Annotated in this window: 18 protein-coding genes, 1 tRNA gene and 1 pseudogene; 8 read left to right on the top strand and 12 right to left on the bottom strand. The window is 63.1% G+C overall.

Translation table 11 applies throughout. The annotated features are described in order from the left end of the window. Positions 1-198: 198 nt before the first annotated feature. From QP934_RS09520 to QP934_RS09510, 3 genes are all read left to right on the top strand, one after another. Complete coding sequence (locus QP934_RS09520; protein WP_419127396.1) at positions 199-939, top strand: hypothetical protein; 741 nt, start codon at positions 199-201, stop codon at positions 937-939. A 133-nt stretch (positions 940-1072) separates the two neighbouring features. Continuing rightward, positions 1073-1276, top strand: coding sequence for a hypothetical protein (locus QP934_RS09515; RefSeq protein WP_005326240.1), 204 nt, complete (start codon positions 1073-1075; stop codon positions 1274-1276). Between the two features lie 99 nt (positions 1277-1375). Beyond that, on the top strand, positions 1376-1846 hold the full coding sequence (locus QP934_RS09510; protein ID WP_419127395.1) for a GNAT family N-acetyltransferase: 471 nt from the start codon (positions 1376-1378) through the stop codon (positions 1844-1846). Here the strand turns inward: QP934_RS09510 and QP934_RS09505 are convergent. Together QP934_RS09505 and QP934_RS09500 are read right to left on the bottom strand one after the other, a co-directional pair. Continuing rightward, positions 1843-2091: a hypothetical protein gene (locus tag QP934_RS09505; protein ID WP_150851191.1), complete on the bottom strand. Its 249-nt coding sequence runs from the start codon at positions 2089-2091 to the stop codon at positions 1843-1845. The two genes, QP934_RS09510 and QP934_RS09505, sit on opposite strands and share 4 nt — an antisense overlap. Before the next feature lie 245 nt (positions 2092-2336). Further along, positions 2337-2409: transfer RNA gene (locus QP934_RS09500), tRNA-Ala, on the bottom strand. A 157-nt stretch (positions 2410-2566) separates the two neighbouring features. Between QP934_RS09500 and QP934_RS09495 the strand changes: the two genes are divergently transcribed. Together QP934_RS09495 and QP934_RS09490 are read left to right on the top strand one after the other, a co-directional pair. Further along, positions 2567-3430 carry a polysaccharide deacetylase family protein gene (locus QP934_RS09495; protein WP_239282812.1) on the top strand — a complete coding sequence of 288 codons (864 nt, stop codon included), beginning with the start codon at positions 2567-2569 and terminating at the stop codon, positions 3428-3430. Then, positions 3430-3978, top strand: coding sequence for a DNA-3-methyladenine glycosylase (locus QP934_RS09490; protein ID WP_419127394.1), 549 nt, complete (start codon positions 3430-3432; stop codon positions 3976-3978). The genes QP934_RS09495 and QP934_RS09490 overlap by 1 nt, the downstream gene beginning before the upstream one ends. Before the next feature lie 18 nt (positions 3979-3996). On the opposite strand, the gene QP934_RS09485 is transcribed toward QP934_RS09490, so the two are convergent. Both QP934_RS09485 and QP934_RS09480 read right to left on the bottom strand, forming a co-directional pair. Continuing rightward, positions 3997-4482 (bottom strand): MarR family winged helix-turn-helix transcriptional regulator, encoded by a 486-nt coding sequence (locus QP934_RS09485; RefSeq protein ID WP_419127393.1) that lies wholly within the window; start codon positions 4480-4482, stop codon positions 3997-3999. 66 nt (positions 4483-4548) lie between these two features. After that, positions 4549-4926 (bottom strand): MmcQ/YjbR family DNA-binding protein, encoded by a 378-nt coding sequence (locus QP934_RS09480; protein ID WP_005326232.1) that lies wholly within the window; start codon positions 4924-4926, stop codon positions 4549-4551. A 347-nt stretch (positions 4927-5273) separates the two neighbouring features. On the opposite strand from QP934_RS09480, the pseudogene QP934_RS09475 reads away from it, so the two are divergent. The 3 genes and pseudogenes from QP934_RS09475 to QP934_RS09465 all read left to right on the top strand — a co-directional run. Further along, positions 5274-5698: pseudogene (locus QP934_RS09475) on the top strand (IS110 family transposase); the annotation flags it as partial. Positions 5699-5728: 30 nt separating this feature from the next. Further along, a complete protein-coding gene (locus tag QP934_RS09470; protein WP_366512281.1) occupies positions 5729-6271 on the top strand; it encodes an IS110 family transposase in 543 nt (180 codons plus the stop codon). Between the two features lie 524 nt (positions 6272-6795). Next, positions 6796-7359, top strand: coding sequence for an esterase/lipase family protein (locus QP934_RS09465; protein ID WP_419127392.1), 564 nt, complete (start codon positions 6796-6798; stop codon positions 7357-7359). Between the two features lie 194 nt (positions 7360-7553). Here QP934_RS09465 and QP934_RS09460 read toward each other — a convergent pair whose 3' ends face one another. From QP934_RS09460 to QP934_RS09425, 8 genes are all read right to left on the bottom strand, one after another. Further along, positions 7554-9287: an ABC transporter ATP-binding protein gene (locus QP934_RS09460; RefSeq protein WP_238801894.1), complete on the bottom strand. Its 1734-nt coding sequence runs from the start codon at positions 9285-9287 to the stop codon at positions 7554-7556. Further along, positions 9284-11062: an ABC transporter ATP-binding protein gene (locus tag QP934_RS09455; RefSeq protein ID WP_238801895.1), complete on the bottom strand. Its 1779-nt coding sequence runs from the start codon at positions 11060-11062 to the stop codon at positions 9284-9286. Before QP934_RS09455 ends, QP934_RS09460 begins: the two co-directional genes overlap by 4 nt. Next, the gene (locus QP934_RS09450) at positions 11059-11742 is read right to left on the bottom strand and encodes a class I SAM-dependent methyltransferase (RefSeq protein ID WP_034668635.1); all 684 of its coding nucleotides are present in this window, start codon (positions 11740-11742) and stop codon (positions 11059-11061) included. Before QP934_RS09450 ends, QP934_RS09455 begins: the two co-directional genes overlap by 4 nt. A 73-nt stretch (positions 11743-11815) precedes the next feature. After that, positions 11816-12553, bottom strand: a complete 738-nt coding sequence (locus tag QP934_RS09445) for an ABC transporter permease (protein ID WP_005325972.1) — start codon at positions 12551-12553, stop codon at positions 11816-11818. Continuing rightward, the gene (locus QP934_RS09440; protein ID WP_005325973.1) at positions 12550-13302 is read right to left on the bottom strand and encodes an ABC transporter permease; all 753 of its coding nucleotides are present in this window, start codon (positions 13300-13302) and stop codon (positions 12550-12552) included. Before QP934_RS09440 ends, QP934_RS09445 begins: the two co-directional genes overlap by 4 nt. Beyond that, positions 13299-14342 (bottom strand): ABC transporter ATP-binding protein, encoded by a 1044-nt coding sequence (locus tag QP934_RS09435; protein ID WP_086589202.1) that lies wholly within the window; start codon positions 14340-14342, stop codon positions 13299-13301. The genes QP934_RS09440 and QP934_RS09435 overlap by 4 nt, the downstream gene beginning before the upstream one ends. Then, a complete protein-coding gene (locus QP934_RS09430; RefSeq protein WP_419127391.1) occupies positions 14339-14557 on the bottom strand; it encodes a hypothetical protein in 219 nt (72 codons plus the stop codon). Before QP934_RS09430 ends, QP934_RS09435 begins: the two co-directional genes overlap by 4 nt. Beyond that, positions 14554-14952 (bottom strand): hypothetical protein, encoded by a 399-nt coding sequence (locus tag QP934_RS09425; protein WP_284844495.1) that lies wholly within the window; start codon positions 14950-14952, stop codon positions 14554-14556. The genes QP934_RS09430 and QP934_RS09425 overlap by 4 nt, the downstream gene beginning before the upstream one ends. Between the last annotated feature and the right edge of the window lie 372 nt (positions 14953-15324).

Below are 15324 nucleotides of genomic sequence, written 5' to 3'. Positions count from 1 at the left end.
GTGATACCTTTGCAAGCCTGCAAACTGCGAGGTTGGCGAAAAATCGGGTGAATAATAATCGTTAATTCTGAACCAAGCGGTCTATTTCTAGCGCGTTCCCCCTGCACGCCACGACGCCAACGGTGGTACACCAACCACCACGTCACTATGCTGGGTGAAAGCGAATTGATAAATCTGAGTTAAGGAGTGTTCCACCCCATGAACCCCACCACGCTAAACGTGGCCTTTAAGACCGCATCGAACCTGTGGAGCCAGTTCAATAACTACCGCGAAGAAAAGTCCCGCGAGGCCTACACCGCCCTAGAAGAGGCCGCACAGAAGATGGACGAGCGCGATAACAGCACCTTCGCCGAGCCGCGCCGCCAAGCAGGCGCCGTTACCCGCGCCGCACACTCCCGCCTCGAGCGCGCCCTGGCGGAGTTCAACGACTACCGCGAAGACGCCACCGAGCGCCTGAACGACGCCAAGGAAGAGGCCACCAAGAAGGCTAAGAAGGCCCGCAAGCAGGCAAAGAAGGATTCTCAGAAGGCCCAGAAGAACCTCAAGAAGAAGTCCGCCAAGGTAGCCAAGAAGCAAAAGAAGAATAAGAAGTCCTCTAAGGGCTGGATCTTCGCCGGCATCATCGCCCTGCTGTCCGCTGCGGCCGGCGGTGCCTACTACTGGCTGCGCTCCAACGACAAACCTTCCCAGACCCCGCCGCGCGTGGATGACTTCCAGGCCGATTCCCACACCGCTCCGGAGTCCACCTTGGTCTACACCTCCACCAGCGAGAATGACACCCAGTCTGACCTCGTTGAAGAAGGTGCCGTACGCGATGAGGAGCTCCTCGGTTCCATCGATGAGCAGCTGGCCAAGCACCGCGAGGAAGAAGCAGCTCAGCCGGCCGATACCACCCGCGTTACCGATGACCACCAAAACGAGGGCAAGCACCGCCTGTAAACCTAGGAATAAATACGCTTACCACCCCGCCGTGGGGGTATGCGTAGCGTTGTCTAGATCTCATTGCTTTGCCTAAACAAAAATCTCTTGATTGAATTCCCACATTAGGGATCTTTCTACAAGGAGATGAACAATGAGCTTTGAGTCCCTCACCGTCAAGCTCAAAGACGGCTCAACGTACTACTTCCCGGCGGGTGCTGTGTCCAAAGACCCTTCCTCTCGCGTGGACAACCTGCGCTTCGCCATCGATAACGGAACCACCTTCCACTCCGTGGATGAGGCCGGCATCGAACGCGAGTTTAACGGTCACGACGTCCGCAATTACCACCTAGCCTAAGCGTTAGCACAATCCCTTCCCCGCAGGTCACCAGCCTGTGCGGAGGGGATTTTCGCATGCCCACCCCACGCTGCTGCCCCGCCGTCTATCGTGGATCTTATGGAACTTCGCGCAACGCAGGAATCTGACCGCACCTACCTCGCCCGCCTCAATTTCCTTACCGATACCTTCGGTGACGAGCACGGCGAGCTCTCCCCCGACTTCGCCGATGATTTTGCCTTCTACGTGGAAAATTGGGATCCCAACCAGGGCGGTTTCATCGCCTGGCAGGAGCTCGTCCCGGCGGGCGGCGTGTGGCTCAACTGGGGTACGGAGGACAATCACGGCTTTGGCTTTGTCGAGCCCGCCATTCCGGAGCTCGCCATCGCGGTCGAGGCACGCTACAAGGGCCAGGGCATTGCCACCGCGCTTATCGCCGCCGCCATTTCCCTCGCCCAGACCCTGCGCGCCCCCGGCATCTCGCTAGCCGTCCACCCCGATAATCCCCGTGCCAAGGGTCTCTATGAACACCTCGGCTTCGAGCACGTGGGCAGCCACGAGGATCACTTTGTGATGGTCAAGCGCTTCTAAAGCGAACGCAGGCGGGCGTGGGTGACGTAAATCGGCTCGTTATCCACGGCCGTCTTAAATTCCTCGGTCAGGCCAGCCATAACCGCCTCACGCGCATCTTCGCGGGTGCTGTGAAAGCTCACAACCTCACCATCTACCGCAGCCTCGCCGCGCTTGCGCACCACAACGAATTCCGCGCCCTCCGGCGCCGCAACTTCCTTATCTGCGGAGGTAAAGGGATCGCTGTAGCGAACGTTGGCGGTCATGGTTGGTCTCCTAGTGGTATCGCGGGACAGTAATGATTCCCCATTCACTGTACTGAAAGATTCTCCCCGCGACCTTGCACACTTCCGCCCTCTTCTTTCGCAGATCACGATTTTCGTCCATATAAACCAGCACAACCGTCGACGAAAACCACGGTTTGTATGGACGAAAATCGCTAACTCAACCCCCTGAGCCCCACCACGTAAAAAGTCCGGCCCCTCCGAAGAGGAAGCCGGACTTCATGCTGTGGAGCATAGGAGAATCGAACTCCTGACCTTCTGCTTGCAAAGCAGATGCTCTACCAATTGAGCTAATGCCCCAGTGCCTAAGTACTTTACTACCGCAGGCGAAGTAACTCCAAACCTGAACCACTCAAATCACTTTGGTCACTGTAGGCATGTCCTATCACTTCAGTTACACGCAGCCGCTAGGGTCATGGGCACATCGTGTCCACTTTCCCTCATCCTTAGGAAGACTATGCGCCGCATTCTCACCTCCGCCCTCACCGTGCTCGTCGCCGCTGCCGTTCCGGCGGCCGCTAACGCACAGTTGCCGCAGATTCCACAGCTGCCTGTGTCCTCCAGCTCGAATATCCAAGATGACATCAACCACCGCATCGAGGACGCCCGCGCGCAGGTCGAGGACATCTCCTCCAAGGCCTTCTCCCCAAAGGCTCCTAAACAGAAGGCGCCCACCCCGGCCCAGGAGAAGAAAACAGAGACGCGCAATAGTGGTGGCGTCGACTGTGCCAACTGCGTAGCTATCACCTACGACGACGGCCCAGGCGCCGAAACCAACCGCCTGCTGGACAAGCTCAAGGCCAAGAACGCGCATGCAAGCTTCATGGTTCTCGCCCCTAGTGCTGAGCAGCACCCTGAGCTCCTCAAACGCATGAAGGCCGAGGGCCACACCATCGGCAACCACACCAAGAGCCACCGCCAACTCAATACGCTGTCCTACGAGCAGGTATCCCAAGAGATCGACGCCGGCAACGCCGCTATTAAGAAGGCCACCGGCCAGGGCACGCGCTGGGTACGCCCGCCCTACGGCGCTACCAACGCCACCGTGGATCAGGTAACCCGCGATAAGGGCGTCTCCCAGGCGCTATGGGACGTCGACACCGTGGATTGGAAAGACCGCAACTCTGAGCACGTCTGTTCCTCGGCCGTGCAGGGTGCCCGCGCCGGCTCCATCGTCTTGATGCATGATATCCACCCCACCACCGTGGACGCCGCCGATTGTGTCATCGATGGCCTGCGCGCCAAGGGCCTCGAACCTGTGAGCCTGGATCGCCTCCTGCGCACCCCCGTGGCAGGTAAGCGCTACTACGCTCGTGGTTAATGATTGATTTTGCCCTGACTGCCGACGCCGTCGCTCCCCAACTCCTCGGCTGCACCCTCACCCATGCCGGGGTGAGCATCCGCCTCACTGAGGTCGAGGCTTACCTAGGCGCCGAGGACTCCGCGGCACACACCTTCAATGGCAAAACCCCGCGTAATGCGGCCATGTTCGGTCCTCCGGGCAGGTTCTACGTCTATATTTCTTACGGCATCCACCGCAACGTCAATATCGTCTGTGCCCCTGAAGGCACTGGCCAGGGCTGTCTGCTGCGTGGCGGTGAAATCATCGAGGGCGCCGACACCGCCTTCGCCCGCCGTGGCACCACCGATTTTCATAACCTCGCCCGCGGACCGGGAAACCTCGGCAAGGCCCTCGGCTTCACGCTCGAAGACAACCACCACCCGATACAGCTTGTCGAGCGAACCACCGAACCAGAATGGGTGCGCGGACCGCGTATCGGTATCTCCAAAAACCAGGAAGCGGACCTACGGTTTTGGATCCCCTTCGATAAAACCGTCTCGGGCCGCCGCGGCTATCCCAAGAAATAGCCCTGCTCGTTTCGCTACTTAATAGCGCCCGCCGTAGCGCTCATCATTCTCGATGGCCTTAATGATCCGCTGATTAATCTGCAGCATCTGGCGAATCTGCGTACGGGTGAGGTTATCCATGACGGACTTCCGCGCCTGCTTAGCGTGTCCAGGCGCAGTCTCTACTACTTTGTCCCAGCCGCTATCCGTGAGCTTTGCCATGGTGGTGCGGCCATCAGTCGGGCACGGCTGGCGCACGACCCACCCCTGCTTTTCTAGGCGCGTAACGACCTGGCTCAAGCGGGACAAAGATCCATTGGCGGTAATCGCCAAATCGCGCATACGCATCTCGCGACTTTCCGCCTCCGATAGCCGAGATAGCACTGTATATTCAAAAAAGCTCAAGCCTGCGTCATCGCGCAGCTGAGCATCCAAAATATTGGTTAAGCGAATATTTACGCTCATTAGAGACATAAATGATGTGAGTTCTTCATCATCCAGCCAGTAGTCATCGCGCTCGGTCATGGGATTTATTCTATCAACTTGGCTTTAATTCTAAAGTGACTCGTCACTGTCCTAAACGCAAAGGCCTTAGTGTCCAGAGGACGGCTCGATCGGCCGCTGCCTTCTCGGCAGCTTCTCTACCACCAAACGATAAGAATCCGTGACCAACTCCTCTATCAGCTGTTGGTGCAGCTCTGCGTGTGGATAGACGGAAACCCAATGCCGTTTATTCATGTGGTAGCCCGGCGCAATGAATGGATACTGCTGCTGTAGCGCTTGGCAGTCCTCCGGCTCGGCCTTAATGATCATTTGCTGTTGACCGGTCACCGCTGTCAACAGCAAGAAAATTTTGCCGCGTACTTTGAATACGTCCCAGTCGGGACCAAAAGGATGCAGCACCTGCGAGCCGAACATCTCTTCGGCGCGCTGCCGCGCAACCTTGTAGATGCCGCTCCCGTCCAACATCGCCCCCCATTTCGTTGTTAGCAGTTCCACCTCAGGGCGCCGAAGATTCATAGTCTGTCCACCCGATTGGGCGGGCTATGTTTATTTCCGTTCCCTCCGTCTGAAAGGACAGTAGAACTAGTCGCTGGCTTCGGTATGGCTTATTCCCGCCCCTGTCTGAAAATGATCCGGGGGTGATGCCGCCGAAGACAGTGACATACTCAAACAGCTCAATAGGAACCTGACCCAGCCCAGGTGGTATGAGGTCTCACAGTAATGTAGATGCCAGTACTAAGTATGTCCGACCACCCCCAGCGATGAAGCTCAAATAGTCCAACTTCTAATTCATCGCTAGGAGGAACACACCCATGGCCTATGACTTCGTCATTGGCGTGGACGTCGGCAAATACTTCCACCACGCCTGCGTCCTCGATCCCCAAGGCAGACAAGTCCTGCCCAAACGCATCAATCAGCATGAAGGCTCGCTACGCAAGCTCTTCGGCCAATTCCTCGCCGACAACACCTCGGTCCTTGTCATTGTCGATCAACCCAACAACATCGGCCGATTAACCGTCGCAGTCGCCCAACACATAGGGCAGACGATCGCTATCTACCAGGGCTTGCGATGCGACAGCTCTCTCGCATCCACGTCGGCAACTCCAAGACCGATGTACGCGACGCCTACGTCATCGCCCATGCCGGTCTTAACCTTCCAGACGCCCTGCGCAGCGTCGACCGCGTTGAGGAAGTCTTTACCCAGCCAAAAGTTCTCAACGGTATCGACGAAGACCTCGCCCGAGCCTACACACGCCTAATTAACCAGATGCGATCCGCGCTCGTGGGAACCAATCCTGCCTTCGACCATGTCCTGCACGGACAGATGATTCACCGAAAATGGATCCTCCACCTACTTGCAAAATACGGCGGCCCCACCAAGATTCGACGCATCGGTAAAACACGCCTAGCAGCCTTTGCGCGCAGTCACAAAGCGCGCAATCCCGAGCCTGTCATCCATGCCATGCTTGCTGCCATCCACACACAGACCGTGTCCATTGCCGGCGCAGAATACCCCGAACTTAGCGTAGCAATGTCCGCCAAAGACGCACTGGCCAAACTAGCACATCGCAAGGAAATAGAAGCACAGGTACTCAAGCTCATTCAAGACATTCCTCAAACCGAGATTCTTTTATCCATGCCCGGCATCGGCCCACGTAGCGCAGCACAGATCCTCATGACTGTTGGCGATATGTCCGACCTCCCCGATGCAGCGCACCTAGCGTCCTATACAGGCCTATCACCACGGACAAATCAATCAGGAACGTCCATTATGCCGAATTCACCCAACCGCGCTGGCAACAAAAATTAAAGAACGCCCTATGGCAATCGTCTTCTGCATCGACCAGATTCCACGAGCGTTCCCGGCAATTCTATGAACGAAAACGCAAAGAAGGCAAAAGACACAACACCGCAGTCGTCGCACTCGCACGCCGACGCCTCAACGCTCTCTTCTCCATGATGCGAAACGGCGAGCACTACCGAGACATCTCTACAGCTCAGGAGGCTGCAGCAGCCTAAAGCCACCAGACCCCCATCCAAGCCGATTGCACAGCAAGCCCAACCGGCTCCTCAAGGTACCCAAAACAACATCTACGAGACGAAGCAGAAACCCTTCACACCCCCAACAAGCCCACCCACGGAGTTGACAACCTATATAGGAACACCCCCGACGAGGTAACGAGAATCCCCTCGTCGCTGTCGGACGGCGGTTTCCCGACCGGTGGCCCGGCCGCCGGCAAACCTCACCCGCGGCCGTCCGGGCCCTGTCCATGGCCAAACCCGGTCTGGTGCCCCCGGCACCAACGACTTCCGGTGCCGCCCCGGGACGGTGAATTGCCCGTCATCCTCATTCCCGGGACCGGGGAGGACGCCTACGCGAAATGGGCGGGCCTCGCGTCCCGCCTCGCCCGGGCCGGGCTGTGCGCCTACACGTTCACCGACAACCCGCTCGTCGTCGATGGACACCCCGTCGAATGGGCCGTGTTCAGCGGCGACATCCGCCACAGCTCGAAAACACTGGATTCCGTCGTCGACCGGGTGCTGGCCGCGACCGGAGCCCCGGCGGTCAACCTCGTCGGGTATTCGCAGGGCAGCGGACCCCTGCCCCACCACTACATCCGGGAGCTGGGCGGGGACAGGGTCGTCGAACAGCTCATCGGTACCGGTGCCTCGAACCACGGGCCCCGGGCGCACAGCGCAGCCGATCGCTTTGACGTCCACCCCGAGATGCGCCACGGATACTCCCGAAACGCCGGCAAAACGAACGCGCTTGCCTGGGAACAGCAGATCTCCGGTTCCATGCTGCTGAATGAGCTGACCATCGGCGACATCACTCGACCGGGCGTGCGGTACACCTTCCTGGGCACGCGGCACGACAATGCCGTGCTCCCCCACTAAAACTCCTTCGTGCGGGAACCCGGCGTCACCAACATCACCGTCCAAGACGTGTGCCCCGCCCACCGCACCGAGCACTACGGCTTCAATTACGACCCTGTCGCCCAGGGCATCGTCGAGGACCCGCTGACCGGGACGGCGTGGCGGGACCACTGCACCGGTACCGGACCGGAGCGATGGTCCTCGACGGACGAGGATCAGGCGCCCGGGGAGCCTCCCGTCCGGCACGTCCACGACTCGGCGTAGCGGCCGCCCTTCGCCAGCAATTCATCGTGCGTGCCCCGTTCTGCGACCGTCCCGTCCTCCGAAAGCACGACGATGAGGTCGGCATCGCGGACGGTGTGCAGGCGATGGGCGACGACGATCACGGTGCGATCGCCGCGCAACGCTTCCATCGTGCCAACAATCGCCCGCTCAGTGGCCGCATCCAGCGAGGACGTCGGCTCGTCGAAAAGCACCACCGGGGAATCCTTCAGAAGCGCCCGGGCGATGGCGACGCGCTGCCGCTCGCCTCCCGACAGCAGCGTCCCCTCCTCCCCCACCGGGTTATCCCACCCGGAAGGCAGCAGCTCCACGATGCGGTCCACCCCGGATCGCCGGGCGGCCTCGCGCAAGCGGTCTCCGTCGCCGGGCCCGGAACCGAATCCGGGGTCGGCGAAGACCACGTTGTCCCGCACGGACGCGTCGAAGAGGAACGTCTCCTGGAACACCGGGGTCACCAGCGAGTTCACGCCGTCGGTGCCGATCCGAGGCAAGGGCACCCCGCCAATGAGGATCTCCCCCGAGTCCGGATCATGAAACCGCGACAGCAGCCGCATGACCGTCGTCTTGCCCGCCCCCGAAGGTCCCACTATGGCGACCAGCGCTCCCTGAGGCGCACGGAAGCTGACGCCGTCGAGGACCTTCTTCTCCCCGTACCCGAAGCTCACGCCGCGGAACTCCACGTCATGCCCGTCGGGCAGCTCCGGTGCGGCAGGCTCGGGAAGGACGGGGATCGCCCGCAGCTCACGCAGCGCAGCCAACGTGTTGCGGCCCGCGCCGAAACCGCCGGACAACGCTCCCGCCGTGGTGATCGGTCCGGTGAACTGGACGACCACAATGAGCATCGGCGCCAAATGCGCCGGTGACATCCCGCCCGTCGCGGCGACCGCCACGGCGACGACCACCGCCGCCGTGAACACCGCATGGACGACCGAGCCCAACCGTCCGATGGCCGCGCCTTGCGTCGACGTCGCCTTCGCGAACGCATCGTGTTGGGCCTGGATCGCCTCATCCACCATCGCGTCCGCCGCCGAACCGTCGCCCGCGGCGCGAATCACCTGCTGGCCGCGGGTGAACTCGATCAGCCTGCCGGAGACGGCAGCGACGGCGTCAGCATGCGCTTCGTCCGACTCCCCGCCGACCCGGCCAATGGCCCGGTAGGCGAAGAAGAGCACCGGCGCCGACGCGACGAGAACCAACCCGACGCGCCAATCCATCGCCAGAATTCCGAGAGCGATGACGGTCGGCGTAACCACAGCGGCGATGACGGGCCGCAGGATCACGTGCGGCACGGACGCCGCGAACGCCATGCCCGAAGACGCCATCTCCGAAAAGCGGCCGGCCGTGGACTTGGTGACGTACCCGAGTGGCAACGTCAGCACGCGTTCGCCCAGGGAACGCAGCAGGGACGACAGCACCGCTGCGGAATTCGCCCTGCCGACCGTCCCCGCGGCGAGGGACAGCACCGCATGGGCGGCCGCGAGGCCGGCGATGACGCCGGTGAAACGCCACGCCGTCGCATCATCTCCCTCGGCCAGAGCCGACAGCAGCGGCAGCAGCGCGACGAACGCCGCTCCCTGTGCCAGCGCGGCAAGCGCGGCCAACGCAATGAGCCACGCCAGCGTCATCTTCGAGTGCCGATCCGTCATCGACCACAAGTCCCGGATCATCGGTTCCCTGCCTTTTCATCGTCTGCTTCAGTGCCCCGCGGGGCGGATGGTTCGTCGTCGAGGGCGAACGCGCGCCACAGATCCCGGTAGCGGCCACCGCGCGCAAGCAACTCGTCGTGGGTGCCCGCCTCCGCGACCGCTCCCCCATCGAGAACGAGGATGCGGTCAGCGTTGCGGATCGTGCTCAATCTGTGCGCAATCACGATCACCGTCCGCGAACGAGCCAAACGCTCGATTGCGGACTGAATGAGGGCCTCGGAAGCCGGATCCGCGTAAGCGGTTGCCTCGTCGAAGATGAGCACCGGCGCGTCCGTGACAATCGACCTCGCGATGGCCACGCGCTGCGCCTCACCACCGGAAAAGGTTACGTCGACGTTGACCACCGAATCCAGGCCCTTCGGCAGCGCCGCGATGACCGTATCGAGGTTCGCGAGCTTCGCGGCCGCCATGATTTCGCCGTCGGTGGCGTCTCTCCTGGCCAGCCGGATGTTCTCCCGCAAGGGCAGCGTGAGCAACTGCGGATCCTGGAACACCACCGACACCGAACGGTGCACGTCGCGCACGGCGATGTCGCGAAGATCGTCGCCGCCCAGCAGCACCGAGCCTTCGACAGGGTCGTGGAAACGCGCCAACAGCCGGGCGACGGTGGACTTTCCGGAACCGGAGGGTCCCACCAGCGCCGTGAGGGCCCCCGATTCGAACGTCGCGGACATCCCGTCGAGGACCCGCGGCCCATCCCCGTAGGAGAAGACCAGGTTCCGGACCTCGAGCGCGCCTCCGTGCACGGGCACCGGCTCGGCGGACTCGGTGATCGGCGGCGTGCCCAGCACCTCCGCGATGGACTTCAGGGCGGCGATCCCCGCGATGATGGGTTCGGAGTTCATAGCCACCCTCACGATCGCCGCGGAGAGTCCAAGGCCGAGAACCAGCCCGGCGACGAGACCCTCCGGTTTGCCGCCCGCGGTGTCCCTCAAAGCGAGGCCGGCGCCGCACACCACTGCGAGGACCGTGATCGGGGACGTCACCACGTCGATGAGCCCGAGATAGATGTTCGACTGCCGGGACCAGGCGGACCACGCGCGGACGAACGACGACGCCGCGGCATCGTAGCGGCCCGCGCCCTGGCTGGCGCGTCCGAAGGACTTCATCACCGGGATGCCGCGCACCAACTCGATGACCGCAGCCGTCACTTTTTCAGAGGCTCGCTCGTAGTCGCGCTGAAGACCGGCTCCGCGCGAAATCATCACGCCCATCAGGGCGAAGGTGACCAGCACCGGGACGACCGCCACCGCCGCGATCCGCCAATCGACCGCGACGAGCGCGATGAGGGAAAGCAGGGGAACCAGCACCGCCACCACGGTCTCGCCGACGGTGTGGCCCATGAGCTGGTGGACAGCCGCGACGTCCTTCTCAACCGACCCGATGATCCCCGACGAGCGCCGGGCGTCCAGCCAACCCAGCGGCAGCTTCCGGATATGGGCAACCAACCGGCGCCGGAGGTGGAGCTGCAGGTCGTTATCCGCCCGGTGCGAGAGCATGCCGGCGGCGCCGTCCGCAGCCATTCGCACCGTCGCGGCGACGACGATGACAACCACGGCCAACCACGTCCGATGCACCGGGGCCTCCGGGTACGTCATCGCGATGTCGATGATGCCGACCAGCGAAGCGACGGTAGCCACCGACGACAGGACGGACAACGCGACCACCGCACGCATCCGGGTCCGGATCGGGGCGAGCAGCGACCACGGGCCGACGGTCCCGTCCACGGCGCTCACTTCCCCGCCTCCCCGATCGCGCTTTTCTTCGCGAGAGTGCAGAAATACACCATGCCGGCGCGTGAGGCTCCGTCCAGCTTCAGCCCGTTGGCTTCGGCGAGGTCCTCGAGCTCGCTGCCCCGGAACACCCGGTGGCCCATCTTCGCCATGACGGCCATGTCGACCCGCTCGTTCACGTCGGGATCCTCGACGAACGTCTGCACGTAAGCGATGCCGCCGTCGGCGAGCAGCCCGGAGACCCTGCCGAGCGCGGCTCCCGCATCCTTCATTTGGTGGAGCGCGCCACACACCCAGATTTCACAGGCCCCGCCGGGCTCTCCCGCGAGCGGCGTGAGGATGTCGGCAACGTGGAATTCCGTCCGGGCCCCGAGCCCGTCGGCGGCGGCGCGTTCGCGGGCGATGCGGATCGCATTGGGCGACAGGTCGTAGCCGACGATGTTCGCCCTGCGATAGCGAGACTCAGCGGCGAGCGTGCGGGCGAGCCACCCGGTTCCGCAACCGAGGTCGAGGACCCGGGCCGGCGCATCCGGCCCGGGATCCAGCGCACGGAGCTTCCGGTACACGGCGGCGGCGTCCATCGGTTCGCGCGCATAGCGGCTTAGGAACCTCGGCTGGACCTTGTCCTCGTAGGCCGCGAGGAGCCTGCGGTTGTTCTGGACGATCTGGGCGATCGACTTCATCTGGTTCTGTCTCCGGGTGTGTGGGCCGCGTCCACGCGGCGGTTTCGGGTTAGATGCTCGGATTCGCGGGCCGTCATGCAGACTCCCCCGGCCTCGTTTTCACGGCGATGCCCCACGCCGCGAGCACGGCGATACCAAAGAACCAGGCCGCGCAGACCACCAGACCCGCAGCCCCGGTACCGTTGACGGCCTCGCCGGCCGCGGATACGGGGGTGTGCCCGGCGATTCCGCGCAGGAGGGGACGGAAGTGGTCGGCGGGCATGAGCACCGTGTTGACGAACATCGCAACGATTATCAACGGGATAAGGGCCACGGATCCCTGGGGGCTGGTGATGGAGAACGCGATGTACGTGCCGGTGCATGCGGCCGCCGCGGCAACCATCGCGCCGGTCACCGTGATCCTCCACCACCAGGACACCTCCAGGGGGCCGTCGGAAAGCAAGGCGGCCACCGCCGCGACGACGATCGTCATCGCCATGATCCGGATGAACTCGGCGATTATCCGTGCGGTCGGCACGGCCGCGTACGGTGCCGGCATTGTGATCAACCGCTCGTGGAGGCCATTGCTGCGTTCAACGAACACGGTGGACGATCCCGTGATGGCCAAGATGAACGCCCACGCCGTTACGACAAGGATGACCGCGTTCCGGAGTTCGAACTCTCCGGTGAGCTGCCTGACCAGGCTACCGAACATGCGGTTGACGATGAACAGGTACACGAGCGGAGCAATGAACGTCATGAACCAGAAGTCAGGGCGCCGCAGCCAAGTGTGGACGATGCGCCGCAGATGCACGAAAATGGCGTCGATCATGATTCGCTCCTCGAGGTGAACAGGCGGATGAACAGGACGATTCCGACGACCGTCGCGACACCGAGCCACAGGGCGGCCTCTTCCCCGGCGTGATTCGGGAAGGCGCCCGGGGACGCCGCCCTGATCACCTCGATCACCGGCGAAAAAGGCATGTGGCGCACGATGTCGCGCAGGGAGCCGTCCACAGCGGTCGTCGGAATGAACGCGGTGGAGAACATGAGCAGCAGCATTTCCAGCGCCTGGATCGATGAGGCCGTCGACACCGGAGCGGGCACCATCAGGATCACCCCGTCCGTGACCAGGGACAGGACCGCGGCAGCGAGCAGTGACCACAGGACTGTCCACGCGACGTCACCGAGAGCCATGTCGAGGCCACAGGCCCACGCGACGATCAGCAGCGCCGCGATCGACGCGGACATCCGCAGCACATCGGTGGCGAGCCTGCCGGCGACATAGCCGCCCGTGGCCCCGGGCAACACGCGCACACGGTCGACGAGCCCGGATTCGACGTCCTGTCCCACCGCCATCGCCGACGCCGCGGCGGTGAACATCGCCGCCTGGAACAGGCAGCCGCCGAGCACGAAACGCAGGTACCCGAAGCCGGATTGCCCTGCTGAGTACCCAAACACCGCGTACAGGCACAGCAGGAAGAGGGGAGGAACGACGAACATGGAGATCAGCGACGCGGTGTTGCGTCGCAACAGCAGCAGATCCCGACGGAGGAACGCCGCGACCGACGTCGCACTCATCGCGCCGCACCCCCCGCGTTCATCGATATGAACACCTCGTTAAGGGTGGGCGGCGACACGCTCAGCGAATCCGGCAACGCTTCCGAGGCCTCCATCGCCCGCGCCACCGCCTCGAGGACCTGCGGTCCGGGGTCGACGTCGAGGGACACCATCTTCCCCGCGACGCGGGCGCGGTCCAGACACGCTCCCCTTAGGCAGCGGGCGAATGCCTCCGCCCCGGCGGCGGTGGCGAAGGACACGCGGAGCACGTGCGACCCGAAGTCGCGACGCAATTCCTCCGGCGTTCCGCTGGCGACGATGCGGCGGTCCTTGAGCAGATGGACGTGGTCTGCCAGCGCCTCCGCCTCTTCCAGGTACTGGGTGGTCAGCACCAGGGTCATTCCGTCGTCCCGCAGTTGCCGGATGAAGCCCCACAACTCTTCGCGGCTGACCGGGTCCAGCCCCGTCGTGGGTTCGTCGAGGAACAGCAACCTGGGCACGACGCACAGCGACGCGGCGATGTCGAGGCGGCGCCGCATACCACCCGAATAGGCCGACGCCAACGTCGAGGCACTGTCCGCGAGCGAGAATTGCGCGAGCAGTTCCGTCGCGCGGGCGGCCGCGTCGGCGCGGTCGAGTCCGCGCAGACGCCCGAAGAACTCCAGGTTCTCCCGGCCGGTGAGGTTCTCGTCGATCGCCGCGAATTGGCCGGTGGTGGCAATGTCGGCGCGCACGCCCGCCGGATCCTCTTTCACATCGCGCGAGAAGATGCTCACCTCGCCGGAGTCTGCGGTGATGAGCGTCGACAGGATTCGGATGAGGGTGGTCTTGCCTGCGCCGTTGTGGCCGAGGAACGACACGATCGACCCGGCGGGCACGGTGAAACTCACGCCGTCGAGCACATGCTTGCGCATCCGGGCGCCGCGCTTTCCCTTACGCCCGCCGTCCGGCGGAGCACCTGCCCCGCCTTCGGGCGCGGTGCCGGCTTTGCCCGCAATCGGGTAGCTCTTCGTGAGGTCGCGGACGACGATCGCCGCACCCCGTTCAGCTTGATCCGTCATCGTTTCTCCTTTTCTTTGGTGTCGCAGTGGGCCGCTGCCGGCAGTGGCCCCGTGGTCGGGTTGTCATGCGGCGTTTCGATATGGATGCCCGCATCGCGGGCGAAGGCGAGGACCGGTTCGAGGAGCCGGGGGTGGCCGACGAGATCCCGGCACCCCGGCGCGACCGGCTTCCCCGTGACCGACGCAACGGTGGCGGCGGCAATGGCCGCGGTCATTTTGTAGGAACCCGGGCCAGTCGCCCGGACGACGGTTGTCTCGGCCGCCGACCCCGCATCGCCCGCGCCTTCCGCGACGTCACGGCCGCCCCGAGACGGGCGAGCAGACCGGAGACGACGGGCATCGCGTACAGTCTCGACGTGCGGATCTTCTCCACCGACTCATCGGGGAGAGCATCGAAGGCGACGTGGTAGGAATATCCGAGGATCGAGGGGCACACCTCGCGTACGACGTCGATGTCCGGGCATTCGTAGCCGATTCCGCTTTGCGACGACACCGGGTTGCGCCGCACTTCGACGATGGCGCCGCCGAGCATATCGCGGGTGGATGGTCGGCCACCCGCTGCGACCGGTGCGACGTGTACCAACCGCCCATCGTCCGTCTGCGATGCCACGGCGTCGCCGTCGCCCGTCCCGTCCGGGCCCGCGTCCCCGACTCCCCCTCCGGAGAGGGGTTCTCTGGTCGATCCACGTTTTCTGTTCATCGTCGCCGCCTCGCTTCCGTTGCCGATTCCCGATCGGGAACATAACTTGAAACAGTATTAGGTTAGGCAATCCTTATCTACTTATGCCAGACTCGAATTATTGACTTTGCCCCCGCTCCCCCCCATTTCGTTGTTAGCAGTTCCACCTCAGGGCACCGAAGATTCATAGTCTGTCCACCCGATTGGGCGGGCTATGTTTATTTCCGTTCCCTCCGTCTGAAAGGACAGTAGAACTAGTCGCTGGCTTCGGTATGGCTTATTCCCGCCCCTGTCTGAAAATGA

It is taken from the genome of Corynebacterium sp. MSK122, assembly GCF_030229435.2.
GTDB lineage: Bacteria > Actinomycetota > Actinomycetes > Mycobacteriales > Mycobacteriaceae > Corynebacterium > Corynebacterium marquesiae.
This window is presented reverse-complemented; position numbering and strand designations above follow the sequence as displayed.

Bases quoted from the DNA above. Each gene is read 5' to 3' on its own strand.
- QP934_RS09520 (WP_419127396.1), top strand. From the start codon at position 199: ATGAACCCCACCACGCTAAACGTGGCCTTTAAGACCGCATCGAACCTG.
- QP934_RS09515 (WP_005326240.1), top strand. From the start codon at position 1,073: ATGAGCTTTGAGTCCCTCACCGTCAAGCTCAAAGACGGCTCAACGTAC.
- QP934_RS09510 (WP_419127395.1), top strand. From the start codon at position 1,376: ATGGAACTTCGCGCAACGCAGGAATCTGACCGCACCTACCTCGCCCGC.
- QP934_RS09505 (WP_150851191.1), bottom strand. From the start codon at position 2,091: ATGACCGCCAACGTTCGCTACAGCGATCCCTTTACCTCCGCAGATAAG.
- QP934_RS09495 (WP_239282812.1), top strand. From the start codon at position 2,567: ATGCGCCGCATTCTCACCTCCGCCCTCACCGTGCTCGTCGCCGCTGCC.
- QP934_RS09490 (WP_419127394.1), top strand. From the start codon at position 3,430: ATGATTGATTTTGCCCTGACTGCCGACGCCGTCGCTCCCCAACTCCTC.
- QP934_RS09485 (WP_419127393.1), bottom strand. From the start codon at position 4,482: ATGACCGAGCGCGATGACTACTGGCTGGATGATGAAGAACTCACATCA.
- QP934_RS09480 (WP_005326232.1), bottom strand. From the start codon at position 4,926: ATGTTGGACGGGAGCGGCATCTACAAGGTTGCGCGGCAGCGCGCCGAA.
- QP934_RS09470 (WP_366512281.1), top strand. From the start codon at position 5,729: ATGCGATCCGCGCTCGTGGGAACCAATCCTGCCTTCGACCATGTCCTG.
- QP934_RS09460 (WP_238801894.1), bottom strand. From the start codon at position 9,287: ATGATCCGGGACTTGTGGTCGATGACGGATCGGCACTCGAAGATGACG.
- QP934_RS09450 (WP_034668635.1), bottom strand. From the start codon at position 11,742: ATGAAGTCGATCGCCCAGATCGTCCAGAACAACCGCAGGCTCCTCGCG.
- QP934_RS09445 (WP_005325972.1), bottom strand. From the start codon at position 12,553: ATGATCGACGCCATTTTCGTGCATCTGCGGCGCATCGTCCACACTTGG.
- QP934_RS09440 (WP_005325973.1), bottom strand. From the start codon at position 13,302: ATGAGTGCGACGTCGGTCGCGGCGTTCCTCCGTCGGGATCTGCTGCTG.
- QP934_RS09435 (WP_086589202.1), bottom strand. From the start codon at position 14,342: ATGACGGATCAAGCTGAACGGGGTGCGGCGATCGTCGTCCGCGACCTC.
- QP934_RS09430 (WP_419127391.1), bottom strand. From the start codon at position 14,557: ATGACCGCGGCCATTGCCGCCGCCACCGTTGCGTCGGTCACGGGGAAG.